The 13851-nt window shown below is 72.4% G+C and carries 14 protein-coding genes; 3 read left to right on the top strand and 11 right to left on the bottom strand.

Going from position 1 to position 13851, the window contains the following annotated elements:
* Nucleotides 1–36: 36 nt before the first annotated feature.
* From ACFUO4_RS36970 to infC, 5 genes are all read right to left on the bottom strand, one after another.
* Nucleotides 37–1146 (bottom strand): ATP-binding protein, encoded by a 1110-nt coding sequence (locus ACFUO4_RS36970; protein WP_383493171.1) that lies wholly within the window; start codon nucleotides 1144–1146, stop codon nucleotides 37–39.
* Nucleotides 1147–1199: 53 nt separating this feature from the next.
* Nucleotides 1200–2042, bottom strand: coding sequence for an RNA methyltransferase (locus ACFUO4_RS36965; protein ID WP_079309917.1), 843 nt, complete (start codon nucleotides 2040–2042; stop codon nucleotides 1200–1202).
* 106 nt (nucleotides 2043–2148) lie between these two features.
* Nucleotides 2149–2532 carry a 50S ribosomal protein L20 gene (gene rplT, locus ACFUO4_RS36960; protein ID WP_033531708.1) on the bottom strand — a complete coding sequence of 128 codons (384 nt, stop codon included), beginning with the start codon at nucleotides 2530–2532 and terminating at the stop codon, nucleotides 2149–2151.
* Between the two features lie 98 nt (nucleotides 2533–2630).
* On the bottom strand, nucleotides 2631–2825 hold the full coding sequence (gene rpmI / locus ACFUO4_RS36955) for a 50S ribosomal protein L35 (RefSeq protein ID WP_004933563.1): 195 nt from the start codon (nucleotides 2823–2825) through the stop codon (nucleotides 2631–2633).
* A gap of 108 nt (nucleotides 2826–2933) precedes the next feature.
* On the bottom strand, nucleotides 2934–3599 hold the full coding sequence (gene infC / locus ACFUO4_RS36950) for a translation initiation factor IF-3 (protein ID WP_079309916.1): 666 nt from the start codon (nucleotides 3597–3599) through the stop codon (nucleotides 2934–2936).
* Nucleotides 3600–3986: 387 nt separating this feature from the next.
* On the opposite strand from infC, the gene ACFUO4_RS36945 reads away from it, so the two are divergent.
* Nucleotides 3987–4346 (top strand): DUF1844 domain-containing protein, encoded by a 360-nt coding sequence (locus tag ACFUO4_RS36945; protein ID WP_059196484.1) that lies wholly within the window; start codon nucleotides 3987–3989, stop codon nucleotides 4344–4346.
* An 18-nt stretch (nucleotides 4347–4364) separates the two neighbouring features.
* Here the strand turns inward: ACFUO4_RS36945 and ACFUO4_RS36940 are convergent, their stop codons facing one another.
* Nucleotides 4365–5096 carry an SseB family protein gene (locus ACFUO4_RS36940; RefSeq protein ID WP_383493166.1) on the bottom strand — a complete coding sequence of 244 codons (732 nt, stop codon included), beginning with the start codon at nucleotides 5094–5096 and terminating at the stop codon, nucleotides 4365–4367.
* 150 nt (nucleotides 5097–5246) lie between these two features.
* Between ACFUO4_RS36940 and ACFUO4_RS36935 the strand changes: the two genes are divergently transcribed.
* Nucleotides 5247–6266: a serine hydrolase gene (locus ACFUO4_RS36935; protein ID WP_383493164.1), complete on the top strand. Its 1020-nt coding sequence runs from the start codon at nucleotides 5247–5249 to the stop codon at nucleotides 6264–6266.
* 4 nt (nucleotides 6267–6270) lie between these two features.
* Here ACFUO4_RS36935 and mycP read toward each other — a convergent pair whose 3' ends face one another.
* Entirely contained in the window at nucleotides 6271–7452 is a 1182-nt protein-coding gene (gene mycP, locus ACFUO4_RS36930; protein WP_383493162.1) for a type VII secretion-associated serine protease mycosin, read from the bottom strand.
* The gene (locus tag ACFUO4_RS36925) at nucleotides 7449–8891 is read right to left on the bottom strand and encodes a hypothetical protein (RefSeq protein WP_383493159.1); all 1443 of its coding nucleotides are present in this window, start codon (nucleotides 8889–8891) and stop codon (nucleotides 7449–7451) included. The genes mycP and ACFUO4_RS36925 overlap by 4 nt, the downstream gene beginning before the upstream one ends.
* 626 nt (nucleotides 8892–9517) lie before the next feature.
* Between ACFUO4_RS36925 and ACFUO4_RS36920 the strand changes: the two genes are divergently transcribed.
* Nucleotides 9518–10720, top strand: coding sequence for an amino acid deaminase/aldolase (locus tag ACFUO4_RS36920; RefSeq protein ID WP_383493156.1), 1203 nt, complete (start codon nucleotides 9518–9520; stop codon nucleotides 10718–10720).
* Between the two features lies 1 nt (nucleotide 10721).
* On the opposite strand, the gene ACFUO4_RS36915 is transcribed toward ACFUO4_RS36920, so the two are convergent.
* Genes ACFUO4_RS36915 through ACFUO4_RS36905 form a run of 3 tightly spaced genes read right to left on the bottom strand, consistent with a single transcriptional unit; the run spans nucleotide 10722 to nucleotide 13846 of the window.
* Entirely contained in the window at nucleotides 10722–11627 is a 906-nt protein-coding gene (locus ACFUO4_RS36915; protein WP_383493414.1) for a DUF2510 domain-containing protein, read from the bottom strand.
* Between the two features lie 27 nt (nucleotides 11628–11654).
* A complete protein-coding gene (locus ACFUO4_RS36910; RefSeq protein WP_079309911.1) occupies nucleotides 11655–12437 on the bottom strand; it encodes a 3-oxoacyl-ACP reductase in 783 nt (260 codons plus the stop codon).
* Nucleotides 12434–13846, bottom strand: coding sequence for an aldehyde dehydrogenase family protein (locus ACFUO4_RS36905; RefSeq protein WP_383493153.1), 1413 nt, complete (start codon nucleotides 13844–13846; stop codon nucleotides 12434–12436). Before ACFUO4_RS36905 ends, ACFUO4_RS36910 begins: the two co-directional genes overlap by 4 nt.
* Nucleotides 13847–13851: the final 5 nt, after the last annotated feature.

Here is a 13851-nt window from a genome sequence, read left to right as displayed (position 1 = left end):
GGTATACGAATGCGCCCGTGGGGCGCTCTCCGGCTCTCAGGTGAGATAGGCCGGGGCCGCCACGGGCAACGTAAATCGGAACTCGGCGCCGCCGCCGGGTGCGCGGCCGACCGTGATGGCGCCGCCGTGGGCCTCGACGATGCCCTTGACGATGTAGAGACCGAGGCCCGTGCCACCGCGCTTGCTGCCCCGCCAGAAGCGGGTGAAGACGCGGTTCATGGATTCCTCCGGGATGCCGGGCCCCTCGTCGCTGACGGTGACCGATGTGCCGGTGTCCTCCCCTTCCCGGGGGGACGCGGCGGGCGTGACGTCAATGGTGACGGTTCCCTCGCCGTGGCGCACGGCATTTTCCAGCAGGTTGCTGAGCACCTGGTCGATCTTGTCGGGGTCGGCCCAGAGCTGGGGCAGCGGCTGCTCGATGCGGAGCAGGAACCGGTCGGCGGTCTGCCCTGCGGCGACGTACGCCTGGATGTGCCGTCCGACGGCGGCCCCGATGTCGACGGGCTGGCGCCGCACCTCAAGGCGTCCCGAGTCGATCCGGGAGATGTCCAGCAGCTCGGCGATGAGCCGGGTGACCCGGTCGGCGTCGGCGTCGACGGTCTCCAGCATCAGCCGCTTCTGGTCGTCCGTGAACCGCTCCCACTTGGCGAGGAGGGTCGCGGTGAAGCCCTTGACGGAGGTGAGCGGGGAGCGCAGTTCATGGGCCACGGTGGCGATCAGCTCGGCGTGACTGCGCTCGGTGCGGCGCCGGGCCTCGGTGTCGCGCAGGCAGACGACGACGCGCTCGACGGGTCCGGTGGCCGTGGCGCGGACGTAGCGCGCGGAGACGAGGACTTCGCGGCCGCCGGGGAGCAGCAGGTTGCGCTCGGGCTGCCGGTTCCGGATGGCGAGCCCGCCGTAGGGGTCGGTCAGCTGCCACCAGCGCCGCCCCTCCAGGTCCTCTAAGGGCAGGGCCTTCTCCAGCCGCTGGCCGAGGGCCTCGGCGGCGGGGATCCGGGTGATGCGTTCGGCGGCGGTGTTGTAGCAGACCACGCGTCCCTGCTCGTCGGCGACGACGAGACCGTCGGGCAGATCGTTGGGGTCACAGGCGTGCGCGGCGTGCTCACCGGCCTGTGCCGCCGGCGCCCCGCTCGTCCCGACACTCATCCCCGTACCCCACCTCTCACGACGGCTGAGGGGCCCCCGAGCTGGTCAGCCTACTAGCTGTGGGTGACGGAACGGCACCCTCCGGAGGCGCGCTGTGCACGGGCCGACGCGTAGAGACATACGGCGGCGGCGGTCGCGAGGTTCAGGCTCTCGGCCTTTCCGTGGATGGGGACGCGCACCACGGCGTCCGCGAGTGCGCGGGTCTCCTCCGGGAGCCCCCACGCCTCGTTGCCGAACACCCACGCGGTCGGCCCGCCCATGGTGCCCTTGTCGAGCTCGTCGTCGAGATCGTCGGTCCCGGCGCCGTCGGCGGCGAGAATCCGCACGCCGGCGTCCTTGAGTCCCTGGATCGCGTCCTCGACGGGCACCCCGACGGCGACGGGCAGATGGAAGAGCGATCCCACGGAGGCACGGACGGCCTTGGGGTTGTAGAGGTCCACGGAGGCGTCGGTCAGGACGACCGCCTCGGCGCCGGCGGCGTCCGCGCACCGCAGGACGGTGCCGGCGTTGCCGGGGTCGCGGACGTGGGCGAGCACGGCGACGAGCTTGGGTTTCGCCGCGAGGATCTCCGCGAAGGGCGTGTCCAGGAACCGGCAGATCCCGACGAGCCCCTGGGGCGTGACGGTGGTGGAGATGTCGGCGATGACGTCCTCGGAGGCGAGGTGCACACGCGCGTCGACGGCGCGGGCCTCCCCGATGATGTCGGCATAGCGCTCCGCGGCCTCGACGGTGGCGAACAGCTCCACGAGCCCGTGCCCGGCGGCCTCCCGCACGGCCTGCGGTCCCTCGGCCAGGAACAGCCGCTCCTTCCCCCGGAAGTTCCGCCTGGCGAGCCGCCGGGCGGCGGAGACGCGGGGGGAACGGGGGGAGATCAGCTCGGGGGCTGCCGGAGACATGGGGCTCACTTTCACAAAGGACGACACGCAGGACAACAAGCAGGACCCGCAAGCCCGAAAGCCTGCGGGTCCCTCATGTCACGTCGGCTCGAAGCCAGCGCTTACGTCACGCGGCCTTGGGGGCGTTGACGTCGGCCGGGAGGGCCTTCTGCGCGACCTCGACCAGCGCGGCGAACGCGGTGGCGTCGTTGACGGCCAGCTCGGCGAGGATCTTGCGGTCGACCTCGATGTTCGCGGCCTTCAGACCCTGGATGAAGCGGTTGTACGTGATGCCGTTGGCGCGGGCAGCGGCGTTGATGCGCTGGATCCACAGCTGACGGAAGTCGCCCTTGCGCTTCTTGCGGTCGTTGTAGTTGTAGACCAGCGAGTGGGTGACCTGCTCCTTGGCCTTGCGGTACAGGCGCGAACGCTGACCGCGGTAGCCGGAGGCCTGCTCGAGGATCGCCCGGCGCTTCTTGTGGGCGTTGACTGCCCGCTTGACGCGTGCCACTTGTTAACTCCTTGTAGCGGGGCCGTGGTTGGACTCACACGGCCCGGAAATCGATGGGGTCCCGGTCTGGAGGTGGATCAGGCGCTGGGCGCCCGACCTCACTTGCCGAGAAGCTTCTTGATCTTCGCGGCGTCGCCCGGGGCCATCTCGGCGTTGCCGGTCAGGCGACGCGTCACGCGGGACGACTTGTGCTCGAGCAGGTGGCGCTTGCCGGCGCGCTCACGGAGCACCTTGCCGGAGCCGGTGACCTTGAAGCGCTTGCTGGCACCGCTGTGCGACTTGTTCTTCGGCATAGCGCCGTTCTCTCCTCTGGGTGGCGCTCCGATGCCCGGTCGTGAAACCGGGCACGGTGGAGCGTCGCTCTTGTATCGGTTACGTCCTGGGGACTCGCGTCCCCGGGATCACGCCTCGGCCGGAGCCTCGGTCTGCGCCTCGGCGGCCTCAGGAGCCTCGTCGGCCTGGGCCTCCGCGGCGTTCTGCGACTTGCCGGGGTTGGCCTTCGCGTCGGCCTTGCGGGCCTCCTGCGCCTGGCGAGCCTCGGCCATGGCCTCGGTCTTCTTCTTGTGCGGACCGAGAACCATGATCATGTTCCGGCCGTCCTGCTTCGGGTTCGACTCCACGAAGCCGAGGTCCTGGACGTCCTCCGCGAGCCGCTGCAGCAGTCGGTAGCCGAGTTCCGGCCGGGACTGCTCGCGACCACGGAACATGATCGTGATCTTGACCTTGTCGCCCTGCTTGAGGAACCGGACGACGTGACCCTTCTTGGTGTCATAGTCGTGCGGGTCGATCTTCGGCCGGAGCTTCATCTCCTTGATGACCGTGTGCGCCTGGTTCTTGCGCGCCTCACGGGCCTTCATGGCCGACTCGTACTTGAACTTCCCGTAGTCCATGAGCTTGCAGACCGGCGGGCGGGCGTTCGCCGCCACCTCGACCAGGTCGAGGTCGTACTCCTGCGCAAGCTCCAGGGCCTTGGCAAGCGGGACAATCCCGACCTGCTCGCCACTGGGACCGACAAGTCGCACCTCGGGAACGCGAATCCGGTCGTTGATGCGGGGCTCGGTGCTGATGGATCCTCCTCGGTAGCACCATACGGCGGTCTGGCGGACAGCCGCGTACGTCTCTTTTCGTAGGACCTAACCGCACCGAAGCACAAAAAATGCCCCGGACGATCACATGAGGGGGCTCCAAAGCACTACCGGAGCACCGCCACGATGATCGCGGGGCGCGATTTCGGGCGACTCCATCGTCCGTACGGAACGATGGCGGCCGCCTGACCGGGTGACCCGCCGCCCTGGGGGCGGTCAGGTGGGAGATCGGAGCCTCCACTTGTGGGCCGGACACGCGAGTATCCAGCCGGTCGTCACACAAGGTTAGCAGCAACCCGGGGGTGGTGCGAACCGGTGTGCAGCGGGGCCGGTGCGGAGCGGTCGGCACCGGGCCCTATCGTGTGGGACATGAGTGACACCCCTCCCGCTGACTCCCCCGACTTCGACGAGATGACCCGCGACATCGCCGAGGTCCCCGCCGTCGAGGTGATCGTGACGGTCGCCGTCAACCTGATGAGCGCCGCCGCGGTGAAGCTCGGTCTGACCGAGGAGGGCGACAAGTACAAGGACCTGGACGAGGCCCGCAAGCTGATCCACGCCCTCGCCGGCCTCCTCGACGGCAGCGCGACCGAGATCAGCTCCTTCCACGCGGCCCCGCTCCGCGACGGCCTGAAGTCCCTCCAGCTGGCCTTCCGGGAGGCGTCGATCGTCCCGGACGAGCCGGGCCAGGGGCCGGGCGAGAAGTACACCGGTCCGATCTACGGCTAGTTCATCCGCGTACTGGTTTCACCCGCGCACGTACAAGGGCTCGCCCGGAGGCGTGGCCGTGGCCGGCAGGAGTGCCAGGTCCAGGCCCCGCACCAGGCGGGCCCTCAGTGTGTCGTCGGCGGCGATCCGCTCGGCGACCGCTCGGGCCGCCTCGGCGGGGGGCGCCGCCGGGTCGAGCACGAGGGCCAGGGTGCCGTCGGCCTGCCCGGGCCCGAGATGGGCGCGCAGTACGGCGGGCTCGGCGGCCACCGCTTCCCGTACCGCCGCGAGCACCGCCGGATCGGCGAGCGGGTCGGCCGTCGTGCGGCCCTCGGCGAGGGCCAGCAGCGCGGGGCCGGTCAGCTCGAACGTCACGGGTCCGGCCAGGTCCAGTACGACCGTGTCCGCCTTCTCGTGCGCGGCGGCCTGGAGCGCCTGGTGCAGGGGTACGGCGACGGGGCGGGCCGCCGGGTCCCAGCGGGCGAGCGAGTCGGTGGAGGTGAAGGCCGGCAGCGCGGTCCGGGGTCCGGCCTTGAGGGTCGGCACGGCCATGTCGCTGGTCTTCTCGCGGCGCAGTCCGTTCTCGTCCTCCTCGACCTCGCCGAGGACGGCCACGACCGGGACGAGCAGCCGGGCGTCCTTGAGCGCTTCCAGGACGGGCCCCACGGCGGTGCGGTCCGCGGCCCAGCCGGCGAGCGCCGCGCTCAGCCGGGGGTCGGCGGAGCCGTCGTCGTCGGAGAAGCCGGGGTCGGGAATGTTCTTGTTCGCCACGGTCACCGACCCTATAGGGGGGATGCTGCTGGCCTTGTGCGGGCCCGGAAACGCGCACGTGACCGTCTTCACCGGAATCTCAGATTTCCCTGACACACATCTAACGTCCGTCTAACGGTCCGCACAGCCGGTGCCCCCAGCATCACGGGCATGGAGTCCTCCAGAGCCCGCAGGAGCCGCCGCCGCGCCCGTCCGTCCCGGCGCCGCCCTCTGATGTACACCGCCCTCGCCTCCGTGGCCATAGTCGGCGGTACGGCCGCCGGGACGGTGTATGTGAAGGCGCAGGCGCACTCCGGTGCCGGGACCGTATCGTCGGCGGCGTCGGCCCCGTCCTCGAGCCCGGCGGCGAGTGCGGCGAGCCCATCGAGTGCATCGAGCGAGGAGGCGTCCGTGGAGCCCGTGGCGGTACCGACCGTGGACCATGACGCGCTGCTGGCCGACGCGATGGACGCGGTGACCGTGCCGGACGACGCCGACGTCTCGGTGGCCGTGCTCGATCTGGACTCCGGCGACAGTGCCACGTACGGGGACGCCGCCTTCGACACGGCGAGCATCGTCAAGGTCGACATCCTGGCGACGCTGCTGCTCCAGGCGCAGGACGAGGACCGTTCGCTGACGGCGGCGGAGAAGTCGTACGCGACCACCATGATCGAGAACAGCGACAACGCCTCCGCGTCGGCGCTGTGGCGGATCATCGGCAAGGCGGCGGGGCTGGACGCGGCGAACAAGCGCTTCGGGCTCACGGACACCGAGGGCGGCGACGGCATGCTCTGGGGACTGACCCAGACCACGGCCGCCGACCAACTCACCCTGCTCCAGCAGGTGTTCGGGGACGACTCGAAGCTGAGCGGGGCCTCCCGGAAGTATCTCCGGGGGCTGATGGGGCAGATAGCCACCGGCCAGCACTGGGGGGTGTCGGCCGCCGCCGACGGCTCGTCGTGGGCGCTGAAGAACGGCTGGCTGCCGCGCAGCGCGACCGGGCTGTGGGACATCAACAGCATCGGGCGGGTGACCGCTGCGGACGGGAACGACTATCTCGTCGTCGCGTTGTCCAACGGCAACGCGACGAAGGAGAAGGGGATCTCGTTGGTGGAGTCGGCGGTGCGGGCGGCGGTGTCGGTGTTCGTGCGCGAGAGCTCGGAGGCATCGGCTTCGGCCACCGCCCGGTGACCTTCTAGAGGCCGTCGTACCGTTCCCTGCGGCCACGCCACAGCACCACCGCCGTCACCAGCAGGACACCTCCTACGCTGCCCGCGAGCGGCGCCGCCCAGTCGGTCGTGCCGTCGTCCGTCCTGGGGGCGTCGGGGCCCGGGCCGAAGTAACGGTCGCCGTACGCCGCCGACTTCAGGCCCTCGGGGTCGAGCCGGGCCGCGGCCTCGAGGGCGGCGGCGGGGTCGACGAAGCCGTAGCCGCGCGAGTCGTCGCGGCCGCCGACGGGCGCGTCCCGGGCCGTGTCCTCCAGGAGCTTCTTGATCTGCGCCGGAGTCAGGCCGGGGTGGGCCGCCTTGACCAGGGCGACGGCGCCGGAGACGAAGGCCGCCGCGGCGCTCGTGCCCCAGCCCTCGTAGTACTTGTGGTCCGGGTCGGCGATGACGACGTCGTCGCCGGGGGCGGCGACCGTGGCGTACCAGCGGCGGGTGGAGAAGGAGGCGCGGGTGCCGTAGCGGTCGACGGCGGTCGCGGCGATGACGCCCGGGTAGGCGGCCGGGTAGGAGATGTGGTCGCCCTTCTCGCCGCCGTTGCCGGCGGAGGCGATGACGCTCACGCCCTTCTTCAGGGCGTACTGGACGGCCTCGTCCTCGGCGGGTTCGGGGTGGGCGGACTTGGAGTCGTCGCCCAGGGAGAGGTTGATGACGTCGGCGCCGTGGTCGGCGGCCCAGCGGATGCCTTCGGCGAGGGCGTTGCCGCGGGTGTTGCGGGCCTTTCCGCGGGCGGAGTCGCCGTCCTCCAGGATCACGCGGACAGGGAGGATCTTGGCCTCGGGGGCGATGCCCATGACGCCGTCGCCGTTGGCGTACCCGTGGCCGTGGCCCGCGATGATGCCGGCCATCGCGGTGCCGTGGCGGGCCCAGGCGCGGTCGCCGCGGCCGGCGCCGAAGCCGACCATGTCCTTGCCTTCGAGGACGTTGCCCACGAGGTCGGGGTGGTCGTCCTCGACGCCGGTGTCGAGGACGGCGACGGTGACGCCCTTGCCCTTCGTGGTCTGCCAGGCCTCCTGGGTGTGCATCGCTTCGAGGGCCCACTGCTTGGCTCGTATGCCGTCGGCGTGCGCGGCGGTGGGCGGGACGAGGGCGAGGAAGGCGGCGAGGAGGGCGCTGACGATGCCGGCCCGGCGGGTGTGGGGGGCGGCGCTCATGAGGTCGTTCCCGTCCCCTCCGTGGCCGGGGTGTCGACGGTTCTGCGCAGGCCGCGTTCGACGCGGTCGGCGAGGCCCTGTGCCTCGTGGCCGAGGCCGGCCTGGGCGACGGGGGTGGTGGCGCCGGACTGCATGGCCGCCGTGGCGGACTGCGGCTCGTCGACGGTGCGGCCGTCGGCCCAGCCGGAGACGGCGTAGACGACGACCGGGGCGTCGGTGAGGACGGAGATCGCCCAGGAGGCGCGCTGCTTGGCGCCGAACCGCGCGGCGGCCGTGTCCTCGGCGGGGTACGGGCGGGGCATCAGGTCGGCCCGGTCGCCGAGGCGCTCCTTGGTGAAGCGGGTGTCGAGGGCGGTCATGCCGGCCGCGTCGGCCTTGGTGAAGAGCAGGCCGACGGTGGTGACGTAGCTCTGGGTGGCGTCGGTGTAGGTGGCGCGCAGGAGGCGGCGGCAGCCGACGGGGGCGAGGGCCTTCGCCAGCAGCGGGTCGAAGGCGTCCTTGCAGCCGCTGTCCGGGGCGACGGCGATCCGCGTCCAGGTGCGGTCGGCGCCGCCGGGGCCGGCGCCCTGGCCCTCGACGGTGGGCGGGAAGAGCTGGTCCACGGGGACGCTGTGCCACAACCCCTCGGCGGCGGTGAAGGAGTCCTTCTCCCCCGCCGCGGCCGAGTCCCCGACCAGCCAACTCCCGGTCACCGCACCGCCGATGAGCCCGAGCCCGAGCACCAGACAGACGGCCACGGCAGCGGTACGAGCCCCGGCCCGCACCGCCAACGGCCGCGGCCGGCCGCCCTCGCCGTACCCCTCGGGCTCCCCGAACGACACGACGGGCCGCCCGCTTCCGGGGGTACCACCGGAGGCCGGGGCGTTCCAGGACAGGGCCGGGTCGGGTTGGAGGGGGGTCACCTGAGAGGAGGGGGCGGACGGTGCGGGTACGACCGGGCCTGCCGTCGCGGCGCCGGAGGCCGAGGAGGCGCGTACGCCGCGGTCTGACGCCGCGGGGCCGGAGGCGGGGGCGGAGGAGGACATGGGTACGGCCGGGCCTGCCGTCGCGGCGCCGGAGCTGGAGCGCACCGGTCCCGCCGAGCCCGACGCCGTAGGGCCGGAGGCATGGCCGGAGGGCCTGCGTACGGCCGGGCCTGCCGTCGCGGCGCCGGAGGAGGAGGTGGCGGGTGGTGTGGATTCGGCCGGGTCGCGCTGGGTGTCGTTCCGTTCGGACCCGCGGTCCGTGGGGACCGGGCGCAGCCGGAACGTGGTCTCCGAGGCGGACTCGGGGGCTGCGCCGTCGCGTCGCGGTGACGCCGGGGGGCGGTGCGCCGGGCGCGGCGGTACGGCCGTGTCGGCACCGCCGGAGCCCGCGCTCCGGGCCGGCGGGGCGTCCGGGAAGCGGGCCGAGGCGCGCGGCGGGGGCGGGGTCGTACGGGAGGTCGAGGCAGCGTCCACGGAGCGTGCGCGCAGGCTCGGGAAGCGGGGCGGGACATCCGGGGCGGCATCGTCCGAGGGCCGACGCGAACTCGAGGGACCGGCTCCGGCACCACCACCGGCTTCCGCAGCCCGCTCAGAGCGCGCGCCCTCCTGAGCCTCAGGCTTCTCCTCCGCGCCGCCGGTCTCGCGGGCGTCGCGCCGCTCTCGGCTCCCGGTGCCCTCAGCAGCAGGACGCTGCGGGTGGTCCGCCTGCCGTGGTGGGGTCGTGGGGCGGGGCGGTGCGGTGTCGTCGGGTCGGGAGGTGGGCGGCGTCGGGGGCTCCGTGGGGCGGGGTGGGGCTGTGGGGCGTGGGGGGATGGAGGCGTGTTGCGCTTCCGTGCTCATGCGCCCCCCGTTTCCCTCGTACCCGGGCCTGTCGTCGTACGTGGGCGTGGGTGCCCGGGCCCGTGCGGAGTTGTACCGGCGTTCTCCGTCCCCCGGGCACGCATACCCGCGCGGATGACCCGGCATCCCGGCGCACCCGTCCTACGTGCGCGTCACTCTACGGCTTGTCCCTGGGCGAACGGGAACCAGTCCACGAGCCCGGGGCATCTGCCCGGATCGTCCCCCTACCCTGCGGTAATCCTGTCTGGCAGGCTTCGTTCATGACTGCGCGCGCCGCCGACCGGGCCCGTTACGACCGGGCCACCGCCCACCTCGACGCCCCACTCGCGATCGTGGATCTCGACGCCTTCGACGCCAACGCGGACGATCTCGTCCGCCGAGCGGGCGGGAAGCCGATCCGGGTCGCCAGCAAGTCCGTGCGGTGCCGGGCGCTGCTCGAACGTGTGCTCGCCAAGGACGGCTTCGCGGGGATCATGTCCTTCACCCTGGCCGAGTCGCTGTGGCTGGCCCGCTCCGGGTTCGAGGACGTGCTGCTCGCGTATCCGTCCGTGGACAGCGCCGGTTACGCCGAGCTCACCTCCGATCCCAAGCTCGCCGCCGCCGTCGCCGTGATGGTCGACGACGTCGCCCAGCTCGATCTCATCGACCGCTCCCGGGACGGCGGAGGTGAAGTCGTCCGGGTCTGCCTGGAGTTGGACACCTCGCTGAAGCTCCTCGGCGGCCGGGTGCGCGTCGGCGCGCTCCGCTCCCCGCTGCACTCCCCCGCCCAAGTCGCCGAACTGGCCCGGGCGGTGGCCCGGCGGCCCGGGTTCAAGGTCGTCGGGATCATGGCGTACGAGGGTCATATCGCCGGGGTGGGCGACTCGGTCGCCGGGCGTCCGTTCCGCTCGCGTGCCGTGCGGCTGATGCAGGCCACGGCCCGCCGTGAACTCGCCGAGCGGCGGGCCGCGGTGGTGCGCGCGGTGCGGGCCGTCGTGCCGGACCTGGAGTTCGTCAACGGCGGTGGTACGGGCAGCGTGCAGACCACCGCGGCCGAGGACGCGGTCACCGAGATCGGCGCCGGGTCCGGGCTGTACGTTCCGCGGCTGTTCGACAACTACACGTCCTTCAGCGGGCGTCCGGCCGCGCTCTTCGCCCAGCCCGTCGTACGGCGGCCGGGGGTCGGGGTCGTCACGGTCCTCGGCGGCGGCTATCCCGCCTCCGGTGCGCCCGGACCCGACCGGCTGCCCGTGCCCTGTCTGCCGGAGGGGCTGAAGTACGACCCCCAGGAGGGTCCCGGCGAGGTGCAGACGCCGCTCCTTGGCGCTCCCGCCGACGACCTCCTCATCGGCGACAAGGTGTGGTTCCGGCACGCCAAGGCCGGCGAGCTGTGCGAGCGGTTCGACACGCTGCATCTCGTCGAGGGGGACGCGGTGACGGCGACGGTCCCGACGTACCGCGGGGAAGGCCGCACGTTCCTGTAGGTCAGCCGGTCGGGCCGATGCTGCTGCCCACGCCGCCGCCCCCGGTGTCGGCCAGGGACCGGATGCCCTTGGTGATCCGGTCCATGTCGGCGAGCGGCGGGCCGTCCTCGCCCGCGTCGAAGACGTAGCGCACGACGACCGGCGCCTCCGTGCCGACGCCGGACTGGAAGGCGAGGGACTGCACGTAACCGCCGGGCCCGTCGGCGGTCCTGACGCGCCAGCGCACGTAATACCCCGCGCGGCCCGCCACCGCGACCGGCCCCGCCTTCACCAGCTCGTGGGACTCGATGCCGCCGAAGGGCCGCTTGCCGACGAGGTCGCGGTCGTAGGCGGCGTCGGCGGCCTCGGAGATGTCCGCCTCGGCGAGGGCCTCGGGGGACGTCTCGTCGTTGTCGGTGACCGTGCGGGAGAGGACGAGGCCGTGCCGGCACACGCCGGGGTCGCCGGGGCAGTCGTAGGTGCCGTCGGTGGTCATGAGGACGTCGTCGTCGACCACGTACTGGGGTCGTACCCAGCCGTCGAGGAGCGGCACGGTGATGCCGTTGAGCTGGTCCTCGACGACGGCGGGGTCGTCGGCGGAGGGTTGGCTCACGGACTCCGAGGGCGTCTCGGAGGTGGGTGCGTAGGTGGGGGTGACGGACTCGGTGGCGGCCACGTCGGCGCCGCTGCCGGCCTGGTGGTCGTCCCGCAGGACGAACGCGCCCGTGACGATCGCCGCGACCAGCACCACCCCGGCGGTCGTGAGAGCGATCGCCTTGGCCCGGCCCGAGGCGCCCTCGGCCGGCACCGGCGCCGGCGGGCCCGTGAGTGCGGGCTCGCGCCGGTGCTCGGTCCAGGCGGTGCCGTCCCACCAGCGCTCCAGGTGCGGGGCGTGGGGGTCGCGGTACCAGCCGGGCGGAGGCGTCATGCTCATCCCGGCACTGTAGGGCGAGGCCTACAGCGGTGTGACGTACGCCCCCGAGATTCCGCCGTCGACCAGGAAGTCGCTGGCGTTGACGAAGGAGGAGTCGTCGCTGGCCAGGAACGCGACGGCGGCGGCGATCTCCTCGGCCTCGGCGAACCGGCCCACCGGGATGTGGACGAGGCGCCGGGCGGCCCGCTCGGGGTCCTTGGCGAACAGCTCCTGGAGCAGGGGGGTGTTGACCGGGCCCGGGCACAGGGCGTTCACGCGGATGCCCTCGCGCGCGAACTGCACGCCCAGTTCACGGGACATGGCGAGGACGCCGCCCTTCGACGCCGTGTACGAGATCTGGCTCGTCGCCGCGCCCATCCGCGCCACGAACGACGCCGTGTTGATGATGGAGCCCTTGCCCTGCTGCCGCATGTAGGGGATGGCCGCCTTGCAGCACAGGTAGACGGAGGTGAGATTGACCTCCTGGACGCGCTTCCAGGCTTCCAGCCCCGTCTCCAGGATGGAGTCGTCGTCGGGCGGGGAGATGCCCGCGTTGTTGAAGGCGATGTCGACGCTGCCGTAGGTGTCGTACGCCGTCTTGAACAACGCCTCGACCTGCTCGGCGTCGGTGACGTCGACCTTCACGAAGAGGCCGCCGACCTCGTCCGCGGCGGCCTTGCCGCGGGCCTCGTCGACGTCGGCGCAGACGACATGGGCGCCTTCGGAGGCTAGGCGGCGGGCGGTGGCGAGGCCGATGCCGCTGCCGGCGCCGGTGATGACGGCGGTGCGGCCGACGAGACGACGGCACACGTTCTGTTCGGTCACTGTGCGGGGCCCTCCGTGCTGGTGGAGACGTCGCTGATGAAGACGTTCTTGGTTTCGGTGAAGGCGGCGAGGGCGTCCGGGCCGAGTTCGCGGCCGAGTCCGGACTGCTTGTAGCCGCCGAAGGGGGTCCAGTAGCGGACGCTGGAATGGGAGTTGACGGACAGGTTGCCGGCCCGGACGGCGCTCGACATCCGCAGGGCGCGGCCCACGTCCCGGGTCCAGATGGAGCCGGAGAGGCCGTACGGGGTGTCGTTGGCGAGGCGGACGGCGTCCGCCTCGTCGGTGAAGGGGAGCAGGACGGCGACCGGGCCGAAGATCTCCTCGCGGGCGGCCTCGGAGTCGGGTGCCGCGCCGGTGAGCACGGTCGGCGCGAACCAGAAGCCGGGTCCGTCGGGGGCGCTGCCGCGCAGGCCGGGGATGTCGTCCGGCGCCAACGCCCTTACCCGGTCGAGCTGCTGACGGGAGATCAGCGGCCCCATCTGTGTCTTCTCCTCGGCCGGGTCGCCCACGACGACGGCCTTCAGCGCGTCGGCGAGCAGCTCGCGCGCCTCGTCGTAGACGGACTCCTGGACGAGGATGCGGGTGCGGGCGCAGCAGTCCTGGCCGGAGTTGTCGAGGAAGGAGAAGGGGTCGAGGGCGGTGGCGAGATCGGCGTCGGCGAAGACGATGTTGGGGCTCTTGCCGCCCAGTTCTAGGGTGACCTGCTTGACCTGGCGGGCGCACTGCTCCATGACGGCGCGGCCGGTGCGGGTGGACCCGGTGAACACGATCTTCGCGACGCCGGGGTGCTCGACCAGGGCGTTGCCGGTGACCGGGCCATGGCCGGGCAGGACCTGGAACAGGCCCTCCGGCAGGCCTGCCTCCAGGGCGAGTTCGGCGAGCCGCAGGGCGGTCAGCGGGGTGGTCTCGGCGGGCTTGAGGATCACCGCGTTGCCGGCGGCGAGCGCGGGGGCGGTGCCCCAGGCCGCGATGGGCATGGGGAAGTTCCAGGGGGCGATGACCCCGACGACGCCGAGCGGTTCGAGGATCGTGACGTCGAGGCCGCCGGGGACCGGGATCTGGCGGCCGTTCAGCCGCTCCACTCCACCGGCCGCATAGGCCAGCAGATCACGGACGTTGCCGGCCTCCCAGCGGGCGTTGCCGAGCAGGTGTCCGGCCTCCCGCACCTCCAACTGGGCCAGTTCTTCGACATGTTGATCCACCGCGTCGGCGAACCGGCGCAGGAGCCGTGCCCGGTCGGCGGGGGCGGCTGCGGCCCACTTGGCCTGTGCCGTGGCGGCACGGGCGACCGCCGCGTCCACGTCGGCCGCGGTGGCGGCGGGCACGGTCGCGACGACCTCCTCCGTCGCCGGATTGAGGATCGTGAGCTCATGCCCGTACTGGTGCTCGTGCTCGTGCTCGTGCGGCAAGGGTG

The sequence above is a fragment of the Streptomyces sp. NPDC057280 genome (assembly GCF_042668605.1).
GTDB lineage: Bacteria > Actinomycetota > Actinomycetes > Streptomycetales > Streptomycetaceae > Streptomyces.
The sequence above is the reverse complement of the archived record's forward strand: the minus strand, read 5'-3'. Positions and strand labels throughout refer to the sequence as shown.